Source organism: uncultured Pontibacter sp. (assembly GCF_947492645.1).
Classification (GTDB): domain Bacteria; phylum Bacteroidota; class Bacteroidia; order Cytophagales; family Hymenobacteraceae; genus Pontibacter.
On record NZ_CANLMZ010000006.1, the window covers coordinates 166,891 to 188,276 of the forward strand.

The following is a 21,386-nucleotide window of genomic DNA, read 5'->3' on the forward strand; positions in this document are numbered from 1 at the left end:
AGCTACTGAATAAGTATCGAATGGGCTTAGGTATTTTGCGCGTTAACAGCAAAAGCAGCCCGCCGCTATACTTTAATGCAAGCCAGAGGTATAGCGGCGGGCAAAGCGACAATTATGCCGGCAACAGCCCGGTTTTAGTCGTAGCTGTTCTTTTTCTTTTCCAGTTTAGCAGCCTTCTTTTCCTTATCGGTTTTAACAGGCTTTTTCTTTACATCTTTTTTTGCGTCTTGAGACTTTGCCATGATGGGTAGGTTTTAGTTTACCTAAAGGTACGTTTTTTTAAGTATGATACGCAAGATGCTGTATGCATGTTGAACAGGGGAGAGACCAGCTGCACGCGTTTCCGGCAAGTATAAATAATACAACTGCTGCCTTACCTGCTACGAATAATGCACCTCCAGTTCATCAGATTGCAAGCCGTAGGCGATGCCACGCAACAGTATCTGGCTGTTTGGGTGTGCCGGGTCGGCCAGGTCTTTTTCAATCTCGTTGATGGTCGTAGCCAGGGTGTCTCCGTCAAAAAACCTGAACCACAAGCTTTTGCCACTTTCTTCGTCTTCGTCCTCCTCAGATAGCACCTGCAGTTCTATTTCCTGTAACCGCTGTATCAGGGTATGCAAGTCTATTTTAGAGTCCAGGTATTGCCCGAACGCATCTTTGGCAATGGGTATGTACTGCGGTTGTGCTGACATGTGATGTATAGTTTAAAATCTTTAATGCAATCGGTTCTGCTCTTTCAGCCAGTCAAAAATAATATGGTCGACTGCCGAGGTAAGGTGCTTGTCGTTGTAGCCCAGCCAAACCTTTTCTTCTATTTCGTTGGCGGGGCAAAGCGTACCGGTATAAACCCCTTCGTAGCAGGTTATTTTTACCAGCACTCCCTCCGGGTGGCTATCGGCCTGTGCCTCAAAAATGCCAGTAAACGTTATACTTTCCGCTAGCAGGTTTATACTTAGCTCCTCCTGTATCTCCCGGTGCAGCGCCTGGAAATCGGTTTCGCCGGCTTCGCGCTTTCCGCCTGGCAGGTAGTATTTGGTTCTGCCTTTGCTGCGGGTGCTCAATATCTTGCCGTCCCGAATCTCAATCCAGGCTAGTTTGTCAATGGTTTTCATGTGGGGTAAGTATAGCAACGGTAGCTTACAAGGCTGCAACAACGCACTTTTCTCTTTCAATTGCAATTAGCCGGCATCAACAGCATCCGGTTATCCTTCTCTGTAGCCTCCTTTAAAAACTTCGTTCACGTGCCAGGTCGTAAAATCCGGGTTGGGGTAAAAAGCTTTCTTTTGAGGTGGCTTTATTGATTTGCCATCGTGCCGCAGCAGCCACTCTTGTGCACCTACGCCATTAATTTCATCGGACACAAGCATTTTAAGCTCTGAATTTATAGTAAACGCACCCATGTCAAAAAGTTTGTGGTGTGTTGCGCAAAGGGCTAAACCGTTAACTTCTACATCCGGTCCGCCAGCCTGGTGCCACATAATATGTGCTGCCTCTAATGCCAGTAGCTGGTGGCGCAGCCTTACGCTAAACCCACAAACAGCGCATTGGTACTCATAGGCTTTCAGTATACTTTCCCGGAATAGTGGGTCGCGCTTTCGGGTTGTTTTTATAATTTTAGTTGTCGGACTGATTGTGATGTCTAAACCGACTGCATCCAGTATATCCTGGTGCAAGGTATCCGGGAAGTTCTGCTCAAGTATAAGTTCTGCTATACTTATTACCAGCTCCGGATCATGGCTTAACTGTTGGGTGATATGCTCCGGGAACATACCTGCTAAGTGATGTTCGCGAAGAAACTTTGAAGTATAATCCTGTTTTGTATGGATCAGCCCAGGTTCATTTAGTTGCCAGAGCCCATCATTCGCCAGTTTTGTAAACGGAAAGTTAGGATAGTAGCTTTTCCTGTACGGGCCAAAGTCAATCAGCAGGTCCTTTAACCTGGATTCAATGTGAGTGTAAGGAATAAAGCCGGTATTTCCTCTTTGTATCTCACCTAAAGCCATCAGTATAAGTAAGGGCTTGTGCGGTGCACGGGTGCCTTTGCTTTTCCAGGTATTGATGTTCTGGAACTGGGTGAGAAGTTCGGTTCTGGTCATTTAACTGATGCATTTTCGTAGGGACAGGTCACGACCTGCCCGAATCGTGTGCAAGGTAATCATTGTTTGCATCAGAATTGACAGGCCTGCAGAATGAACAATACGTATGGTTAACAAGCTTATACTTTACGGGATATAGGTCAGCCAATCCGCGGACAGGTCGTGACCTGTCCCTGCGAATGATCGTACACTTTTTTTATGGTAAAACCGGATCGGAAGCGGAACAGGTTGGTGGGGTATAATTACAGCAGGGAAGGGCTGTATTTTGTTACCTCCTGTGTGCAGGATAAGGCCTGCGTGTTCGGATATGTGGCGGACGGGGAAATGGTGCTGAATAAGTATGGGCAAATTGCAGAGACACAATGGCATTGGCTTGCGGAGCAGTACCCATACGTGGTGTTGCACGTTTTCGTGGTGATGCCGAACCATGTGCACGCCATACTAGAGATTGATCAGGGATTTGACACCGATTTATACGGGAAAGATTCGCAAATGACTGCTAAGGAACGATTTTTCGGGAACGATTCGGACAGGTCGCGACCTGTCCCTACGAGGAAGATCAAATCAATTTCTGAGCTGATGGGGGTATACAAAACCACTACTTCCAAGCTGATCCGGCAAGCTGGCCTGAATAATTTTGCCTGGCAGCGTTCTTTTCACGACCACATCATCCGCCACGAAAGAGCATACCGCCACATTATGCAATACATCCTAAACAATCCCGCCCTCTGGCAAGAAGATGTCTTTTATCAGGAATCCCTTTCGTAGGGACAGGTCGCGACCTGTCCGAATCGTGCACCAATCCGTCCGAATCGATCCCTGACCTGTCAGAACCTTGCACCGACCTGTCCGAATCGCATGCTGAAAACTTTATACTGAAAATCGAAACCAGCTCATATCACGCAGCATACCAGTCCGGTCAGCAAGTCTGTTTATGAAACTGGGTTTTGGTAACGCTTCAGACAATCACAGTTCAAAGAAATGCATCGGGATAAGTATGGAAACTATGAAATACTTGATAAATACTTGTCTTACTTTGCGTTGCAAAAGTATAAATGGTAAGTTCATGTAATCTTGCTATTTAACCTCTTGCTCCTATGAAAAACCTCCCCATTTTCTTCCTCCTCACCATCCTATTCTTCCAAACCCACGCCCAAACCATTACCAAACTTGATGGCAGCCAAATAACCGCCACAGCCTTAGACCAAAAGATACACCAGCTGATGCAGGAGGCGCAGGTGCAAGGCCTGGCAGTTGCGGTGTTTAATAACAAGCCGGTTTACAAGAAAGCCTTTGGCTACAAGAACTTACAAACAAAAGAGCCACTTAAAGTTACAACCAACCTGTATGGCGCATCGCTGAGCAAGGCGGTGTTTGCGGTGCTGGTGATGAAACTGGTTGAAGAAAGCACGCTGGACCTGGACAAGCCGCTGCAAAGTTACCTGCCGCAGCCCATTTATAAGTACAAGCCCCAGACCAAATGGCACGACAACTACTCCGACCTGGAAGCCGACAGTCTGTACAGCCAGGTAACAGCGCGAATGTGCCTGGCCCATACGTCGGGCTTTCCTAACTGGAGGTTCTTTGAAGAGGACCAGAAGCTGCGAGTAAAGTATAAACCCGGTACAAAATATAGCTACTCCGGCGAGGGGCTGGTATACCTGCAGGTGGTGCTCGAGAAAATGACGGGCAAACCGCTGGCGCAGCTGATGCAGGAAAAGGTGTTTAAGCCGGCAGGCATGAAGGCATCATCGTATACCTGGCAGCCACGCTTTGAAAAAGATTATGCGCTGGGGCATAAGATAAACGGAGCGCTTTACCCCAAAGACAAAGACAACGAAGCCAGGTCGGCCAGCACCCTCGAAACCACTCTCCACGATTATACTTTGTTTATGCAGGCAGTATTGCAGCACAAGCTCTTAAAACCAGCCACAACCAAAGAGATGTTTTCGCCCCAGGTCAGGATAAGGTCTGCGGCGCAGTTTGGCCCCCTGAGCCAGCGCGAAACAAACGCCAACGATGCCATTGCCTTGAGCTACGGACTAGGGTGGGGTTTGCTGCAGTCGCCACACGGTACAGGGGCTTTTAAAGAGGGCCACGGCGATGGCTTCCAGCACTACAGCATTATTTTCCCGGAGCAGGGGACAGGCATCATACTTATGAGCAACTCCGATAACGCCGAAAGCATTTTTAAGTACCTCCTCGAAACAGCCATTGCCGACACCTTCACCCCCTGGGCCTGGGAAAACTATATTCCCTATGATCAGCAGGAAAAAAAGTAAGCCTTTTATACTTATGCAGGCCCAAACCAAAGACTACCTCATACTTGAGCACCCGCCTTTACACGCTGTTGCAGTAGGCTTAAGAGGCAGCTGGCATGAAACAACAGCGCTAAGCTATTTGCAGCCCTGCAGCTATACTATCAGATGCGGCTGATCTTGCTTCCCATTTTAGCATCAAAGTCTGCCTCTGATGTAGTGCCGGTAAGTGCGATGGCCTTTAAAGAAAGCGCGGCGCAGGCATGTGCGTCTGAAGCGGCCCTGTGGTGCAGAAAATCTATCTGGTGCATGTTACAGAGCGTTTTAAGGTCATACTTGCTCATGCCTTTCCAGATATTTTTGGAGAACTTCAGGCTGCAGGAATAGCGTGCTTCGGGCAAAGGTATGCTGTAGGTGGCCAGGGTTTTACGCAGCACGCTCATGTCAAAGCTGGCATTGTGGGCGATCAGGAACTGGCCCTCCAGGTATGGCTTCAGCACCGGCCACAGCTCCCGGAAATCCGGCTGGTCTTTTACATCGGCGGGCCTGATGCCGTGTACCGCCACATTAAAATGATTAAAGTGCGGGTAATATAAGGGTTTGATAAGCCAGGAACGCGTCTCAACAATCTTCTTATTCCGAACTACAGTCAAGCCAATCTCACAAGGGCTGTCTCGTTGCGGGGTGGCAGTCTCAAAATCAATAGAGATAAAATCCATGCCCAAAGGTAAGAATTAATGCACACTTGTAGCCCGGGAAATTGGCTTGGCGCAGGGTCATTTTACAGGTTTTACAGGCTTGTTTCTCACATCAGCGCCGCGACAGGAATCATGTAAGCCAGAAATCGATACTAAGAGCAGCCGGGAGTGCAGCCTGCGCCACCGGCTGCGTTTCGAAAGTATAATAAGCCTGTCTCTAAAAAGGATAATCCAACTAAAGTATAGAAAATAATCTCTATATTAGGCTTAGCTAAACGAATACTGCATCAGGCATAGCACCAGCAGCTTTTTAGTGGCCTACTGGTAATGGTGTATTTTGTTTTACGTGGAAGGCATGCGGTAAAACAATAGCTATCTCGCAAGCCCTAATCCGCGTATAGAAGAATGCATTTAAATTCAGGTACGAGAACCATCCGCTATGTTAATTTTTTGGACACTTGTTATAGGAGCCATACTGGGCTATATTTTTGGACACTACATACGGCCTAATACCCGTTTGCAGGCTGCCCTTAAAGAAGTAAGGGCTAAAAGTATAGCGGCCCTGGAAGAAGGAAACAAAGGTGTTTATAAAACCATTGTTACCGATCATAACCAGTCCTCGGAGCTGGTAACCGAAGTGAAGGAGCTGGCAGTTACAGAAGCTGGCCAGGTAAAGGTGCAGTATCTTAGTGCGTACTATAAAAACCCGGAGTTCAGAACCAAGAAAGGAGAGGCCCTGCTGCGCGAAGTGCAGGACCTGCTTGGCGAGTACCTGCCCCTGGAAGAGATAGAGTGGTACGAAACCACCCAACGGCACGAGAATATTAAAAAGCACCTTCATTCGTTAGATAAATATCAGTCAAACCAACCCGGAACCAGAACATAATGGCAGACAAAGAAATCACCATCGCCGAAAACAAAGCGCTTATCGAGCAGAAAGCACAGGCCATCTCTAAAACCATCGACCCGAGTAACCCTGAAACCCTGAGTAACTTTGGCGTGGAAACGCAGCGCAAGCTTGGCTACTACTCCAACGAACTGCTTACCAAAGTTAAGGTAAAAGACTCCGGAGATGCCGGCGAAGCCATAAACGAGCTCCTTACCCAGATCAACATGATCAAGGTGGATGAGGAAGAGAAGAAAGGCCTGTTTTCGCGTTTGCCTTTTGTGAACAAGTTTAAGGACAGGGCGCAACGCATTGCCAGCCAGTATAACTCTATTTCGGAGAACGTGGATGATGTGGTGATAAAGCTGGAGAAGACCCGCCAGAGTGTGCTTAAAGACACCACTAGCCTGGAAGTGATGTTTAATCAGGCTGTGGAGTATATACACGAGATCAGGGCAGTAATTGCCGCCGGCAAAATGAAAATTGAGGAGATCGAAAACGAGACCATACCCAAACTGCAGGCCGAAGTAGATGCCAGCAACCAGGACGAACTGGCCGTGCAGCGCCTCAGCGATATGGTGGCATTTAAAGAGCGGCTCGAAAAGAAGGTGCACGATTTTATGCTTTCCCATACGATTGCCACACAATCGATGCCGCAGATACGCATGATACAGACCTCAAACGATGTGCTGGCGCAGAAAATACAGAACTCCATTGTAACCGTTATACCTGTATGGCGGCAGCAGGTGGCTATTGCCCTGGGGCTGGAGAAGCAACGCAAGGCACTTGAAATCCAGAAAAAAGTAACCGACACCACAAACGAAATGCTGCGCAAAAACTCTGAGCTGCTGAAGAAGAACGTGGTTATAGCAGCAGAAGAAAACGAGCGCGGCATTGTGGATGTGGAAACCCTTAAGAAGGTAAACCGCGATATGGTGGAAACGCTGGATGCGGTGATCAAGATTTCAGAAGAGGGCAGCAAAAAGCGCGAAGAAGCCGTTAAGGAGCTTGCAGCGGTGCAGGAAGAGCTGAACAGTAAAATTATCGGCTCTTTTGGCAAATCAAAACAAATAGAAGTGGAGTAACAGATGGCAGAAGAAAAGAATACAAACGCTACCCCGGCCAATATACTCACGCAGGAGCAGGATGAATTGCTGGACCTCTACATACAGAAACTCGACAGTTTTTTTGAAGAGCTTAAGCAAGCCGAGAAAACCGAGGTAGCCATCGAAACACAGCACCTTAAGCGCATACTCTCAAAATCCTCGTGAGGCGTGCAGGCTCCTTTTTCAAGGCTCAACAAGTATAAATTTAGGTAGATACTGGAAAGGGTAAATTACCGGCTGAAGGGCCGGCCACCAGTTAAGGCAAATTATCAGCAGCATCAAACAGTCGTTTAATGATCAACTTTTTTCGCACCCTTTTCGGATTTGGCAGGCCTGCAGGTAACAGAACGGTGGTGGGTATACCTACGGCGGTAGATATAAAGGATGCGCCCTTTGTAAGAGCGTCAAATAAAAGGCTTAAAACGCTGCAGGAATTATACTTAAAGTATAAAGCTACCGCCCATGCCGAAAAAATAAAGACCATTCTCGAGAAAACGAAAAAGATACACAACTACCTGCTAGCTAAAAAAAGGGTGCACGAGTTGGAGCTGTTCCATATACAGCATACAGATCATTTTATAAATGCCTTCTCGGTGATAATGGAAGTATACCAGCGGCACGTTGGCCCTATAGCCGTTACATCGCCGGTAAGGCCACATGCAGCAGCGTCAGCGCCTCTGCCTAAGGCCAAATCGCAGCAGCCCAACAGGCCTTATGTGCACCAAACCAGCCAGCGCCCCTTCGAGGAAAAGGTGGAGGAGGTACTGCGTAAAATAGAGACGGAAACGCTGAAAGGTATAAACACAGCACAAAAGGTTTCTGAAATGATGCGCCGTGTTGCAGGGCAGGGGCCACAGGTTATTGTTGAAACCCTTGATACCAAGATACCAGCTTTAAGTGTGCCTGTGATTGCCATCGATACATACTCCAAAATCTACTATACTAAAGAGCTGGGCAGCGCAGGCACCATGTCCGCCGAGATCGGGTATACATCCCCAGAATCAGAAAAAACAAGCTTTATAGCGCATGTAGCCGCCAAGTTAAAACTGGATGCAGGTTCGCTTTCGTACATGGGCAACACCTTACTTGCTTTACCCGGAATCAAGAACAGAAATCCGGCAGCCTATGCTCCGGTGTTGTCCTGGAACGGATGCGCCTATGTGCTGAACTTGCAGGACTACCGCCTCTTCCCGGTTAAAACGCACCGGAAAAGCATTTAAACTGTAAAAGCAGTTAAACTAAGCAGCCCCACAAGTTTAGCTTATACTTATACTTTAAGTTTAGTGATCTGATGTGCTTTTGCGGTGTTGTATCAGCCTGAAATTCTCAACCAGTTTTACAGCTTCAGGTATGTCTTCGGCGAAGAGTGCGATAAAGGAACCCTCCGGTGCATACTCCAGGGCATGGGCCAGGGCGCGCGATTCCTGCTTTATCTCCAGTGGCTCCAACTCTGGCTTTACACTAAAGATGCCCTCCTTAAGCAGGTTGTTTATTTCTTTACCGTCACGGCCACGCAAGTCCTTGTCCTGCCTGATGATGATTTCATCGAACACCTGTGCTGCCAGCCTGCCAACTTCTTTCATGTCTTCGTCGCGACGGTCGCCTATACCTGCAATAATGCCTATTTTGCGGGTTGCATCCGTATTGTTTATAAACTCGCTTATAGCTTGCATGCTGGCAATGTTGTGTGCGTAATCTATCAATACCTCAGCATTGGGTAGCTTAAACAAGTTCATTCGGCCTGGTGTAGTTTCCGGGGAAGGTATGAAAGTGCGCAAAGCGGTTTTTATCTCGTTTATCTCCATGTGCGATATATACCCAGCCAAGGTGGCGGCCAGCACATTGTAAATGTTAAACCGGGCTTTGCCTCCAAAAGTAAGCGGTATGTCTGCCACGCGGTCTACCCTGATTTTGTACGTGTTCTTAAAGATGGAGATGAAACCGTCTTCCAGCACAGCAGCCAATCCGCCTTTGGAAATGTGCTCCATGATGCGCGGGTTGTGCTCATCTAAACTGAAATAGGCAATTTTGCAGCGTAAGCCAACGGCCATGCCATACACCAGATCATCATCCGCGTTTAAAACAGCATAGCCGTTCTGGCAAACGGTTTTTGGGATAACAGCCTTCACTTTAGCCATGTCCTCTACAGAGTTTATGTCGCCCAGGCCCAGGTGGTCTTCCGAAACGTTCATCACAACCCCGATGTCGCATTGGGTGAAGGCAAGGCCGGAGCGTAGCATACCGCCCCGGGCACACTCCAGCACCGCATAGTTTACAGTCGGGTCTTTTAGCACAAACTCGCTGCTGTAAGAGCCGGTGGTGTCGCCTTTAATTATTTTATAGCCTTGTATGTAGATGCCGTCGGTGGTGGTATAGCCTACTTTATACCCTTTAAAATTAAGCATGTGGGCTGTAAGGCGCGTGGTGGTGGTTTTTCCGTTAGTTCCGGTTATAGCCACAATAGGTATGCGCGACGGGGAGCCATGCGGGAACAGCATGTTTATAATGGGCTCAGCCACATTGCGGGGCAGGCCGTCGGTAGGGGAGATGTGCATCCGGAGACCAGGAGCGGCATTTACCTCTATCACGGCACCACGCGTTTCAGGCAGCGGAATCGCAATATCAGAGGTCATCACGTCTACGCCGCAAATATCCAGCCCGATAATACCGGCTATACGCTCTGCCATCAGCACATTATACGGGTGCACTATATCGGTTACATCGGTTGCGGTGCCGCCGGTACTTAAGTTGGCGGTACTTTTTAAGTATAAAACTTCGCCTGCCGGCAGCACAGAATTCAGGGTAAGGCCTTTCTCCCGTAAAATGCGGCGGCTCAGTTTATCTATTTTGATATGTGTAAGGGCTTTTTCGTGACCTATGCCGCGCCTGGGGTCTTTGTTTACCTTGTTTACAAGTTGCCTGATAGAAGAGACGCCATCTCCTGTAACCATCGCCGGGGTCCGCCGGGCAGCAGCAATAAACTTACCGTTGATAACCAGGAGCCTGTAGTCGAAACCTTCTATGTACTGCTCTACCATCACCGCCTCAGAAAAATGCTGTGCTTCGGTAAAGCCTTTGTGTGCATCTTTCCAGGTAGGCAGATTTATACTTGCTCCTTTGCCCTGGTTGCCGTACAGTGGCTTGGTAACCACAGGGTAGCCCAGTTCATCTATTGCCTGTTCCAGCCCTCGCGTGGTATACACTATTTTGCCTTGTGGCACGGGTATGCCCGCCTCCTGAAGTATAAGTTTGGTTTTATTTTTATCGCCTGCGTTTTCTACGGCAAAGCAGGAGGTGTTGCTGCACATGGCGGCTTGTATGTGTTTCTGGTAAACGCCGTAGCCCAGGTGTATCAGACCGCTTTGCTCGTTTTGTATGTAGGGGATGTTACGGTTTACGGCTTCACGGATAATGGCTTCTGTACTTGGCCCGAAATATTCGTCTTCCCGTATCTGGTGCAGTTTGGCCACATCCTGTATCACGCTTACTTTTTCGTTACGCACCAGGGCCTCTGTTATGCGCACGGCCGCTTCTGCGGCATACTCTCCGGCACGTTCTTCCTGGTACGAAAACACAACAAAGTCTATACCAGGCTGGCTGGAGGCGTAGCGCCTGCCATAGCCGCTGTCCATGCCTGCCATTGTTTGCAGCTCCAGGGCTATGTGCTGCACCACTTTGCTTAAGGTGGTGCCCTCGTTTACCAACCTGATAAAGCCGCCTTCTGTACCCTCTGATGAGCGGTGTTTGTACAAACCGGGAAGAAGCTTCTGAAGCTTTTGTGCCAGTTGCGGCACCTCATTTGTTTGTATATGCTGCTGGTCCTCGAGGTCTAGCTTGAGCATAATAACCTTTGGGTGCTTAATAGACCAGTAACTAGGCCCGCGCATTATCTTAAGTTTAAGGATTTTCATAGATATAGGTGGATACAGGCTTTACCGGCACTATATAAAAGCATACAGGAGGAAGATGCTGCTTATTATCTACCTATACGTAAGGCGGGCTACAACGACAGCGGCTCGAAATGCAAAATGAGCGGAAGCGCCATAAAATAAGTGTAAGTATCTGTTTTGACGTTGAGTAGTAGGTAATTATACTTAGGGAACTAGTTAAGCGCACAGCATCCATCCAGGACAAGCGAAGCATAGTATTTCGCTAGCTACTGCCATAGAAGAAGCTGCAAACTAGCTGCAACAAAGATCCATACCTGTAGGCAGCAGGGGCAGCACAAGAATACTGCTATGGCAGGTTTTAGAAGGCCCCATGAGTGGCTAGTGCCGGTGCTGCCTGGTTTTCTGAGGTAGCAGGGTAAGCCTTTATCTCTTCCTTGGGAAGTATGATGCTGAATACGCTTCCCACCTGCTCCTGGCTCTCCACAGTTATACTTCCGTTCATACTTTCTAAAAGCTCTTTGCTGAAGACCAGGCCTAAACCGGTTCCTCTTTCTTTGTGGGTTCCCAGGGTTGTAAAGCGGTTGTGCTTAAAGAGTTTCTGTAGATGATCCCGGGATATACCCTTGCCCTGGTCCTGGATGGTGAGGAGCACATTATTACCCTGGTTTCTGGCCCGCACATGCACTTCGCTACCCGGAGCTGAGAACTTGATAGCATTGGAAAGTATGTTCCGTATAACAAATCCCAGGCGCTCTTTATCTGCCCGGCCGGTAAAGCCATGTGGTACTTCGTTGTAAATCAGAATTCCTTTTTCATTTGCCTGGCCTTGCGTTTCAAGGATTACCGTGTCTGTAAAGGTATTTAAATCTAAGTCTTCCAGCGATAGTGTGGCTGTTTCTAACTGTGATTTAGCCCACACGAGCAGGTTGTGCAACATGTTGCTGGCCGTACCCATATCTTTTTCTAACAAGGCAAACATGTGCTTGTAGTCGCTTTCTGTTAAATGGGGGTTGCTCATCAGGCGCAAAATACCCTTTAAAGAATTGAACGGAGCCCGAAGATCATGCGATATCATGGAGAATATTTTGTTTTTGAACGCGCTATGCTCTTCCAGTACATCGTTTTGCTCCTTTAAGCGCTGTGCCTGCACAGCTATCTCATCTTTTTGACTGAGGATTTTAAAGTGCTGCTGCTGTATCTGTGCATTCGTTTCGGATAGTTTACTATGAGCCGCGCCCAGTCGCTTTTTGGCAAGGTATAGCATTACAAAAGAAACGATGAGCAACAAGATGATCAGGCTGCTTAAAAGGAGCGTGTCCCGTTGGTACTCAATTAAAATGGCCTGCTTTTCACTATCAGCCGTGAGCTGCTGCATGGCTAGCTCCCTGGCCTCAGCTTCGTATTTAGCGGTTATGTCGGCGGCGCTCTTTTGTTGGCTCTCCAGGTCTAGCGCTGCTTCGTGCTCAGCTAAAATAACCAGGTAGCGGTAAGCCTGTTTGTAGTCCCCAACTGCAGCATATATTTCCTGCAGCAGTTTGGCCGCTGCAGAAATTGTCTTGCTTGATCCGGTTATAAGTGAGGTCTGGTAACTTTCTTTGCCATAGTTAAGTGCCGCTGCTGTGTCTCCGGCTGCCATCATTATTCTTCCGATACTGCCCAAGGAGGTTGAGGGCAGCATCTTGTTTCCGATGGCCTTGTTAATTTCAATAGATTGGTGCAGGTAGGGTAAACCTTCGTTAGGATCCGGGAGCTGTAGGTAAATATTGCCGATGTTATGGAGGCTGATAGCCTGGCTCTGCAGTTCCCCTAACGACTCCTGGAGGGCCGCTGCTTTCTTAAAGAGCTTTAAAGCCTCGGTAAAGTCGCCGTTAGCCTCATATAAGTTGCCAATGTTGTTGTATACTTTTCCTAGCCCGTGCTTATTTCCGGTTTTGATGGCCAATTCCATGGCTATCATGTAATGGTGCTTGGCTTTAGCGGTGTTATTCAATTTTGCGTACATAATGCCCAATCTGTTATGGGCACTAAACAAGATGGTGGTGTCGTTTAGCTGCTCGCCAAGTTTAAGGGCGCTGTAGGTACGGCTTATACCCCTGTCATACTCCCCTAAAATTAAGTTGCCATGAGAGAGCAGGAGGAAAGCCTTTGCGCTGCCTGCTTTGTAATTTAACTTTTTGGCCAAATCCAGGGCAGCGGTTGCATGTTGTGTGCCCCGCTTAACATCTGTGTAGTAAAATGCCGCTGCTAATTGTGCATGCATTCCGACTGCCACCGTGTCGTTAGCTGATGCTTTTAACCTGTGAAGTAGACTATCTGTGTTTGTCGGATGAGCCTGCACAAAGCTAGCTCCAACAACAAGGAAAAAGGCTAAAATTAAACGCATAGCTGGGTATCTTTCACCGGTAGGCTATTATCTGGCAAACCTGTTTCGGGAGTTTCTTTTACAGCAGACAAAATTGCATGTAATAACATTCATTTTGTCTCTGCAAACTGGTGAACAGGTATTTAGATGTAGTACATAGCAGTAATCCGGATGCCAGGAAGGGAGGAGAAGTATAAAATGGTATAATTAAGTGTTAGCAGTTTAGTTGAAGGGTAAAGCTTCTCCGAGGGGAAGTATATACAGCAACTACACTATATTTTGCGCAAGGTTCAACAGCTTATACCTAAGGCATCAGGCGTATGCTTGCCTGTTTATTCAGCCTTATTTTTATCGGGGTATAAAACCTGCTGTACTTCCTTTAAATGCCTGAAGCTGCCGTTTGGGACATTGCTTAACACTATAAGGGCGCTGTGGTCTTTTGGGTTTCGTTGCAGATACGTGGCATAGCCATGCCATAAGCCGCCATGGTATACAACAGTATCACCGTTGTCCAAGGGGCGTATGCGCCACCCAAAACCGTAGTCCTCTTCTTTTTTTCGTTCAAGGCGCGAGCCGGTAAAGGCCTCTCTCAACGTCTCTTGCTTTACCAACTTATTTGTATAAAGCGCTTGGTCCCATTTATATAAATCCTCAACGGTAGAGTAGATTCCTTTATCGCCAAGCACCGTATCCAGGTAGTCCGGTGATCTTTTACGTCTGCCTCCGGTATGCCCAGTCGCTACATTTGGCGCTTTTTCAGCTATACTCTGATTGTAGGTAAAGGTATGGTTCATGTGTAGCGGAGAGAACACATGCTGCTCTAAGTAAGTGGAAAAAGGCATGCCAGCAACTTTCTCAACGATGGAGGCTAGTAAAAAGTAGCCGGTGTTGCTGTAGTCGAAGCGTGTGCCCGGTTGGTAATATACCTGCGGCTGATGTGCCTCCATCAGGTGAAGAACATCATCGTTGGTGATAGCTTTGTTGCGGTCGGACCAGAGCTTGTCGCTAAAGTAAGTATAGTTTGGCAAACCGGAGCGGTGGGTAAGCAACTGCCGGATAGTAATGCCCCTGTATGGAAACTGGGGAAGATGCTGCTGCACACTATCCTCGTAGGTTAGTTTTCCTTGCTCTTTAAGCAGCATGATGGCCATCGCCGTAAACTGCTTTGATACAGAAGCCAACTGAAATGCGGTATGCGTACGCAAGGTGTCTTTGCGCTGAAAATCGGCATAGCCAAATGCCCCTTTGTAAATTACCTGATCATACTTGGTCACCAGCACCGCTCCGTTAAAACCCTTCTTTTTGTGCAGGTAACTGAAAACAGAATCAAGTTTTATGTTTAGCTGATGGATATAGGCAGGAGTGAAAGAAGCCGGCACTTGCACCTGCTGTCTGCTCTCAAGCTGATTTGCTACTGTGTCCTCTTGCTTTTGTTTTTCCTCACGACTTGTGTCCTGGCAAGCAACAAAAGTTAAAAACAGCATAACTGTTGTTACACAACCAAGCAAACGTGATTTAAATGTTATCAATACCATACCCGCTAACCAACCTATAATTGAATCCTAAATATAAGGTTGCGCCTTCAGGATTTTAAAAAACCACCTGTATAATTTTCGCTTTTCTTCTAAATGTACCAAGTATAAAACGCATCAAAACATTTTATGAGTCGTCTGCCTTATCATCGCCTGCTGCTACTTAAGGTCATGAACCAGTAACGCCTCTACTGAAAGTAGTATGAGTTGAGCGTGGGCATTTTATTTAGTAAAAAGTATAAGGTTGCAAAGCTACTGTCGAAACGGGGGTTACTTTCCGATGCAGAACTTGGTAAAAATATTATCCAGCAAGTCATCCGTTGTAATCTCGCCTGTGATTTCTCCTAAGCTGTACAAGGCTCTTCTGATATCAGCGGCAACAAGGTCTCCACTCATACCTAAAGCAAGGCCGTTAAGTACATCATCGAGGGCAGCGTACGTTTTATTTAAACTGTCTACGTGGCGCAGGTTGGTTACAATAGTTTGAGTCTGGGTATTCAGCTTGCCCAGGTTTACTTTATCGACAAGTGCCTGTTTCAGGTTTTCCAGGTTGGCACCTTCGGCTGCTGAGATCTGCACCAGGTTATTTATACTTTCGAATGCTGCAAGAATGGCAGGAGAGGCCTGGTCTATTTTGTTTGCGACAGCCACAAGCGGGAGCTTCTTCGGGTTTAGCTTTTCCAGTTCGGCCTGTACATCATCCGGTGTCAGTTCAGTAACATCAAACAAGTATATGATCAGCGATGATTGCCCTAGCTTCTGCATGGTGCGCTCTACGCCAATGGCTTCAACTTTATCAGTAGTTTCTCTGAGGCCTGCTGTATCAATAAAACGGAAAGTGATGCCGTCAATGTTAAGCTCATCTTCTATAAAGTCGCGGGTGGTGCCCGGTACATCCGACACAATGGCTTTTTCCTCGTTCAACAGCTTGTTTAGCAGTGTTGATTTTCCGGCGTTGGGCTTACCCACAATTACAGTTGGCACACCATTCTTGATAACATTTCCAAGTTCAAAGGACTTTAGTAGTTCCCGGATGATACGCTGGATGTTAAGTATAAGTGTACGCAGTTGTTCCCGGTCAGCAAACTCAACGTCTTCTTCTCCAAAGTCAAGCTCCAGTTCAATCATCGAGGCAAAATGCACCAGCTCGGCACGCAGCCTTTTTATCTCCTGAGAAAATCCGCCGCGCATTTGCTTCATGGCCACCTCATGCGACAGGGCAGAGTCTGAGGAAATCAAATCTGCTACTGCTTCGGCCTGTGCAAGGTCAAATTGCCCGTTCAGGAAAGCGCGTTTCGTGAATTCGCCGGCATTGGCCAGTCGGGCACCATGCTTTAGTAAAAGCTTTACAATTTGCTGCACAATAAAGTCGGAACCGTGGCAGGATATCTCCACCACGTTCTCTTTAGTATAAGAGTGAGGGCCGACAAACAAAGACACCAATACTTCATCCAGAACCTTTCCCTCGTCGCGTATGGTGCCGAAATGAATAGTATGGCTGGCCTGTTTTAGAAGGTCTTTGCCTTTAAATACAGTATTGGTAATGCTAATGGCATCAGGCCCTGAAAGCCTGATAACAGCTATAGCGCCTACGCCAGGGGCGGTGGCTACGGCTACAATGGTATCGGTGTTGTGCAGTTGGTTGATCAAAGGATTACGCTTAATGCTGCTGCAAATTTACGGATTTATCTTCAGAATCAGGGTATGACGGAACAGGGGACAGGGATGGAGATCAGTTCTTTTCTTTGCCGTACAAATTACCCATACTTTTTACCACGCAAGCTGTTGCTGTAGTATGGCTTGTGCAGGTACTACTTATTTAGATTGTTTGTCGTAGGCTTTAAAGTCCATCTGCTTGTGATGGTCCTCCCCGAAGTAGCGCAGTATTTTCGAGAAATTTTTAGCATCCAGGTAGCCAGGCACCGGGGCCAGCATGTTAAACTTTTCGTCGAGGTACACCGTGGTAGGGTAACTCATTTGCCCGTTGAGCAAGGCAACGGCCAGTTCATGAGACCTGTATTCCGGTTTAAAAGTATATGTATGGCCATTAAGCGTAATCGGTTCCTGACCCTCTGCATCTAGCTTTACCGCATAATAATGCTTGTTGATCAGGGCTGCCACTTCCGGATCTGTAAAAGTGCTTTTGTCCATTTTTTTACACCAGCCACACCAGTCGGTATACACATCAATCACTACTTTGCGCGGTTCTTCTTTTATGCGGGCAGCAGCCTGTTCTATCGTGAGCCACTTTATCTTCTCAGCTTTTGCAGGAGCTTGCGCTTTATCTGTTGTAGCGCCTGCTGTCGGGGCATCAGCAGAGGCAACAGGGGGCATGTTTTTCTGGCAGGAAGTAAGCAGGGCTGTGGCAATTAGCGCCGGTAGTAGTGTTCTTTTTAGCATCTGTTTAAGATTGAAGTAAGCTGCCGTAGGTTATACCTTACTGGCAACAATGTCTTTAACAATACAGGGTGTGCATAGGTTCTTTTATACTTAGTGTTGCACCGGGTGCAGTAGTTTTTTGCGGATAAGTATACCCTTAGATGGTGAAAACAAAAAGGCCAGCATAAACTCGATTCCGGTTATAGTGGCTATGGCACCTGCAATAGAGCCATCAAGCCAGACAGCCAGGTAGTAACCCGCAAAAGAGGCCACAATGCCCAACAGCACCGACAGTACCAGCATCGTCTTAAATTTATCAGTCAGCAAATAGGCCGTGGCAGGAGGAGCCACCAGTAAAGCTACTACAAGTATAGCACCCACCGACTCGAAGGAAGCTACTGTCGTGAGCGATACAGCCGTCATGAGCAGGTAATACCACAGGGTTGTAGATACGCCGATGGCCGCTGCGTAGCCAGGGTCGAAAGCCGTCAGGAAAAGCTCTTTATAACCCACCACGATAAAAAGTATGATCAGAATGGTAACAGCACCGATCGTCCAGACGGTACGCGGGCCCAGGCTAAGGCCGCTTTCTGTTATCCAAAGGTCCAGGGGGACATAGGCTATTTCTCCGTACAACACGCAGTCCTGGTCCAGGTCTACTTGCCCGGCAAAAACAGAGATAAGTATAATACCGATGGCAAAAAGCCAGGTAAACGTAACACCAATCGCAGCATCGGATTGCACACGGGCATAGCGGTGGAAAAACTCTATCAGGAATGTTGTCAGCACACCTAAAAGCCCGGCGCCGATAAGCATCGGCACAGAATCGCGGGAGCCGGTAAGCAGAAAGGCAATGACTATACCCGGAAGTACGGCATGGGATATAGCGTCTCCCACCATTGCCATTCTTCTTAAAATCAGGTAGCAACCCAGCAAACTGCAGCAGGTGGCTACAAGCGATCCGGTAAGTATAATCCAGAATGCGTTCATAATGTTATGCTGGTTCTTTGTTGCTGATTGCGATTCACGTGTAAATTTATTTGACTCTTTTTAAAAGCTTAGCCTTCTAGTTTATTAGCTTGGTAACGCCGGGAATGTGCGTGCTGTGAGGGTCCAGTTGCGGGTAGTTAAGTTCCTCCAGCAGGCGCTGCTCCAGTTCCGGTGTAATGATATGCTCGATGGTTTCAGCGTCTTCGTGCACGTGGTCTGATGCCAGTTGCAGGTACTGTGTAAGGTATAACTCCCAAAGCCGGTGCAGCCTGACAACTCGCCTTCCCCGCTTAATGCCCTGCGTGGTTAATTCCCAACCTGATTTCTTTTTTTCCAGGTATCCTTGCGCGCTTAGTCTGGCCAAGCCTTTTTTCGCTTCCTTCGCCGGGAACGCTCTTTTGGCCAGTAGTTCTTGCAAGGGCCTGTTGGTAGTATAATCCTGCTTACTTTCGCCAAGCTGGTAGAGCAGTTTCAGCAGGTTCTCTTCAAGTATAAGTTTCTTATTTCTGCGGCGCCTGATGATGCGTGCAACCCAGCCTTTATTGGGCGCAAAGGCAAATGAAAGTATGGCTATCATCGATACAATCAATACAATCCAGGGGCCAGTAGGCATGGCCGGTGCTGTGTAAGAAACAAAGGCCCCTGCAAGTCCGGAGAATGCGCCAATGATGGCTGCGAATACCAACATTACTCCTAACTTGTCCGTCCAGAAGCGTGCGGCGGCTGCGGGTGTAATCAGCATGGCCGCCATCAGTACAACACCTACAGCCTGTATGCCTACTACAACTGCAAGCACCGTAAGTGTTGTAAGCAGTAACTCCAGGCCTCTTACAGGGTAGCCAATCGTTTTAGCATAGGTTTCGTCGAAGCAAAGCAGCTTTAGCTCTTTATAAAATACAATCGTGGTTGCCAACAGGAGTATAGCCACAAAACTAAACACGATGAGGTCTTCGCCCACAAGCGAGGCTGCTTTACCAAACAGGAATTTGTCGAGGCCGCTTTGTGCCGCATTGCCTGAGTGCTGAATAGAAGTGAGCAGCAGTATGCCGATGCCAAAAAAAACCGACAGTACCAGGCCAATGGCCGTGTCTTCTTTGATGCGGGACCGTGAGGTAATGAAGTCTATGAGTATAAGCGAAAGCCAACCAGTTATAAAAGCCCCAATTAAAAGAATCAGAGGATTTTTAGTGCCCGAAAGTATAAACGCAAGGCAAACACCAGGCAAAACAGCGTGTGCTACAGCATCGCCTACCAGCGCTCTTTTACGCAGCAGCGTAAAACAACCCACCACCGCAGAACTGCCCGCCAGTAGTACCGAGCCCAGCGTCACAAATCGAACGTTGGCATCGGCAAAAGAGAAGAACTCTAAAAATTCTTTCATGGGTGGTTTATACTTGTTTAATCGCTTTAAGCTGCCTTTTTATACTTGTAGCGCCTCTGCTGCTGGTTTAAGTTTTACCTTTTCTCTCTGGACGGAAACTCCTGCTTGCGCAAAAGTTCGCCCACTTTGCTTAATACCGTTAGCTTACCGCCGTAAGTCTGCTCGAGTAGTTGCTGCGTCAGTACTTTTTCGGTAGGGCCGGAGGCAACAAGGCGCATGTTCAGCAGCACCACCCAATCAAAGTAATCGGCAGCTGACTGCAGGTCGTGATGTACCACGATAACAGTCTTACCCTGGTCACGCATGGTGCGCAGCAGTTCGATGATCGCTGTTTCAGTTGCAATGTCTACACCGGCGAAGGGCTCATCCATAAAGTATAAATCGGCATTTTGGGCAAGTGCCCGGGCCAGGAAAACGCGCTGCTGCTGCCCTCCGGAGAGCTGCGATATCTGCCGGTCCGCATACGATTGCATGCCTACTTTTTCCAGGGCTTCCATGGCGGCATCTTTATCGGCTTTGCGTGGCCTGTTAAATAGTCCCATTTTGCCATAACGCCCCATCAATACCACATCAAAAACCGAAGCCGGAAAATCCCAGTCTACAGATTCGCGCTGTGGCACATAGCTGATGCGTTTGCGTACTTCATTTATCGATTTATCAAACAAGCGCACATAGCCGCTTCCCGAAGGTAGTAAGTCCATCATGGCCTTTACCAACGTGGATTTACCTGCACCGTTTGGCCCGATAACACCAACAAGTGCACCTGCCGGTAAAGTAAGGTCCACTCCCCACAAGACTGGCTTGCGGTCGTAGCTAACCGTAAGGTCATGTACTTCTACAATAGGATTCTCTGCCTGCAGTATCATGCGTTACTTTAATGAAGATACAATGGTGTTCACGTTGTGGCGTACCATGCCGATATAGGTTCCTTCTGGTGTGCCTGCCTCGCCTAGTGCATCGGAGTACAGGGTGCCGCCAATGGTAACTTTATGGCCTTTTTGCTCGCTGCCAATCACTACAGCCTCTATTGCCTTCGGCGACACAGATGATTCCACGAAAACGGCCTTTATCTTGTTTTCAGCTATCATAGTTACAAGCGAGGATACATCCTGTAGGCCAAACTCTGACACCGTGGATATACCTTGCAGGCCACGCACTTGTATGTTGTAGGCATCCCCGAAATACCCAAAGGCATCATGGGCGGTGATAAGGGTGCGCTGTGTGTCCGGTATAGATGCAATTTCGGAAGTAACCCATTGGTGCAGCGCATCTAGTTGCTTTAAATAGGCTGCTGTATTTTTTTGGTATGCTGCTGCGTTCGCAGGGTCTTTTTTCTCGAGTTCCTGGCTAAGGTGTTGCACTACTTCTTTCCAAAGCATCACATCAAACCAAACGTGCGGGTCGTGGCTGTCCTGGAATTGCGGTGAGCGTTTTAGTTTAGCCTCTGGTATACTTTCGGCACCTGCAATCACCGTTTTCTGGCGGCTTAGCTTCTCCAGTACTTCACCCATTTTTCCTTCCAAGTGCAGACCGTTGTAAACGATCACGTCAGCCTGTGTTAATTTCTGGAGATCGCCTTGGGTGGCCTTGTACAGGTGCGGGTCTACGCCGCTGCCCATTACGGCCTCCACATCTGCTGCGTCTCCTAGTATGTTTTGCACCGCATCTTTTAATATGCTGGTGGTGGTTACTACTTTCATGCGCTTGCCTGCTTCCATGGCACCTTTGGTCTCAGTTTGCGTGCAGGCTGAGGCAAAGAGCAGGAGCGTAAGGCAGAAAGAAAGTATAAGTCGGGTTATTTTCATAGT

The 21,386-nt window shown here is 47.8% G+C and carries 19 protein-coding genes; 6 read left to right on the plus strand and 13 right to left on the minus strand.

All coding sequences use genetic code 11. The features are described 5' to 3' along the window. Window positions 1-380: 380 nt before the first annotated feature. The 3 genes from Q1A23_RS07205 to Q1A23_RS07215 form a co-directional block, all read right to left on the minus strand. Window positions 381-692 (minus strand): hypothetical protein, encoded by a 312-nt coding sequence (locus tag Q1A23_RS07205; RefSeq protein WP_299821497.1) that lies wholly within the window; start codon window positions 690-692, stop codon window positions 381-383. Between the two features lie 21 nt (window positions 693-713). Then, on the minus strand, window positions 714-1,112 hold the full coding sequence (locus tag Q1A23_RS07210) for an NUDIX domain-containing protein (protein ID WP_299821499.1): 399 nt from the start codon (window positions 1,110-1,112) through the stop codon (window positions 714-716). Between the two features lie 90 nt (window positions 1,113-1,202). After that, complete coding sequence (locus Q1A23_RS07215) at window positions 1,203-2,096, minus strand: phosphorothioated DNA-binding restriction endonuclease (RefSeq protein WP_299821501.1); 894 nt, start codon at window positions 2,094-2,096, stop codon at window positions 1,203-1,205. Window positions 2,097-2,294: 198 nt separating this feature from the next. Here Q1A23_RS07215 and Q1A23_RS07220 point away from each other — a divergent pair, with 198 nt between their 5' ends. Both Q1A23_RS07220 and Q1A23_RS07225 read left to right on the plus strand, forming a co-directional pair. Continuing rightward, window positions 2,295-2,864, plus strand: coding sequence for a transposase (locus Q1A23_RS07220; protein WP_299821503.1), 570 nt, complete (start codon window positions 2,295-2,297; stop codon window positions 2,862-2,864). 329 nt (window positions 2,865-3,193) lie between these two features. Then, on the plus strand, window positions 3,194-4,378 hold the full coding sequence (locus Q1A23_RS07225; protein ID WP_299821505.1) for a serine hydrolase domain-containing protein: 1,185 nt from the start codon (window positions 3,194-3,196) through the stop codon (window positions 4,376-4,378). Between the two features lie 140 nt (window positions 4,379-4,518). Here the strand turns inward: Q1A23_RS07225 and Q1A23_RS07230 are convergent, their stop codons facing one another. Next, window positions 4,519-5,073, minus strand: a complete 555-nt coding sequence (locus Q1A23_RS07230) for a 3'-5' exonuclease (protein WP_299821507.1) — start codon at window positions 5,071-5,073, stop codon at window positions 4,519-4,521. A 418-nt stretch (window positions 5,074-5,491) separates the two neighbouring features. Between Q1A23_RS07230 and Q1A23_RS07235 the strand changes: the two genes are divergently transcribed. The 4 genes from Q1A23_RS07235 to Q1A23_RS07250 all read left to right on the plus strand — a co-directional run bounded on the left by Q1A23_RS07235 (window position 5,492) and on the right by Q1A23_RS07250 (window position 8,264). After that, complete coding sequence (locus Q1A23_RS07235; protein ID WP_299821508.1) at window positions 5,492-5,938, plus strand: hypothetical protein; 447 nt, start codon at window positions 5,492-5,494, stop codon at window positions 5,936-5,938. Next, window positions 5,938-7,023, plus strand: coding sequence for a toxic anion resistance protein (locus Q1A23_RS07240; RefSeq protein ID WP_299821510.1), 1,086 nt, complete (start codon window positions 5,938-5,940; stop codon window positions 7,021-7,023). Before Q1A23_RS07235 ends, Q1A23_RS07240 begins: the two co-directional genes overlap by 1 nt. A 3-nt stretch (window positions 7,024-7,026) precedes the next feature. Beyond that, window positions 7,027-7,209, plus strand: a complete 183-nt coding sequence (locus Q1A23_RS07245; RefSeq protein WP_299821512.1) for a hypothetical protein — start codon at window positions 7,027-7,029, stop codon at window positions 7,207-7,209. A 128-nt stretch (window positions 7,210-7,337) separates the two neighbouring features. Beyond that, window positions 7,338-8,264, plus strand: coding sequence for a hypothetical protein (locus Q1A23_RS07250; RefSeq protein ID WP_299821526.1), 927 nt, complete (start codon window positions 7,338-7,340; stop codon window positions 8,262-8,264). 60 nt (window positions 8,265-8,324) lie between these two features. Here Q1A23_RS07250 and cphA read toward each other — a convergent pair whose 3' ends face one another. From cphA to Q1A23_RS07295, 9 genes are all read right to left on the minus strand, one after another. Next, window positions 8,325-10,955 carry a cyanophycin synthetase gene (cphA, locus tag Q1A23_RS07255; protein ID WP_299821528.1) on the minus strand — a complete coding sequence of 877 codons (2,631 nt, stop codon included), beginning with the start codon at window positions 10,953-10,955 and terminating at the stop codon, window positions 8,325-8,327. Between the two features lie 337 nt (window positions 10,956-11,292). Continuing rightward, window positions 11,293-13,317 carry a tetratricopeptide repeat-containing sensor histidine kinase gene (locus Q1A23_RS07260; protein ID WP_299821530.1) on the minus strand — a complete coding sequence of 675 codons (2,025 nt, stop codon included), beginning with the start codon at window positions 13,315-13,317 and terminating at the stop codon, window positions 11,293-11,295. 311 nt (window positions 13,318-13,628) lie between these two features. Further along, window positions 13,629-14,780 carry a serine hydrolase domain-containing protein gene (locus tag Q1A23_RS07265; protein ID WP_299821532.1) on the minus strand — a complete coding sequence of 384 codons (1,152 nt, stop codon included), beginning with the start codon at window positions 14,778-14,780 and terminating at the stop codon, window positions 13,629-13,631. Between the two features lie 318 nt (window positions 14,781-15,098). After that, on the minus strand, window positions 15,099-16,478 hold the full coding sequence (gene mnmE / locus Q1A23_RS07270; protein ID WP_299821534.1) for a tRNA uridine-5-carboxymethylaminomethyl(34) synthesis GTPase MnmE: 1,380 nt from the start codon (window positions 16,476-16,478) through the stop codon (window positions 15,099-15,101). 165 nt (window positions 16,479-16,643) lie between these two features. Next, on the minus strand, window positions 16,644-17,228 hold the full coding sequence (locus Q1A23_RS07275; protein WP_299821536.1) for a thioredoxin fold domain-containing protein: 585 nt from the start codon (window positions 17,226-17,228) through the stop codon (window positions 16,644-16,646). 90 nt (window positions 17,229-17,318) lie between these two features. After that, window positions 17,319-18,197: a metal ABC transporter permease gene (locus tag Q1A23_RS07280; protein ID WP_299821538.1), complete on the minus strand. Its 879-nt coding sequence runs from the start codon at window positions 18,195-18,197 to the stop codon at window positions 17,319-17,321. A gap of 76 nt (window positions 18,198-18,273) precedes the next feature. Next, entirely contained in the window at window positions 18,274-19,578 is a 1,305-nt protein-coding gene (locus Q1A23_RS07285) for an iron chelate uptake ABC transporter family permease subunit (protein ID WP_299821540.1), read from the minus strand. A gap of 74 nt (window positions 19,579-19,652) precedes the next feature. Further along, on the minus strand, window positions 19,653-20,444 hold the full coding sequence (locus Q1A23_RS07290) for a metal ABC transporter ATP-binding protein (RefSeq protein ID WP_299821542.1): 792 nt from the start codon (window positions 20,442-20,444) through the stop codon (window positions 19,653-19,655). Between the two features lie 3 nt (window positions 20,445-20,447). Next, entirely contained in the window at window positions 20,448-21,383 is a 936-nt protein-coding gene (locus Q1A23_RS07295) for a zinc ABC transporter substrate-binding protein (protein ID WP_299821544.1), read from the minus strand. Window positions 21,384-21,386: the final 3 nt, after the last annotated feature.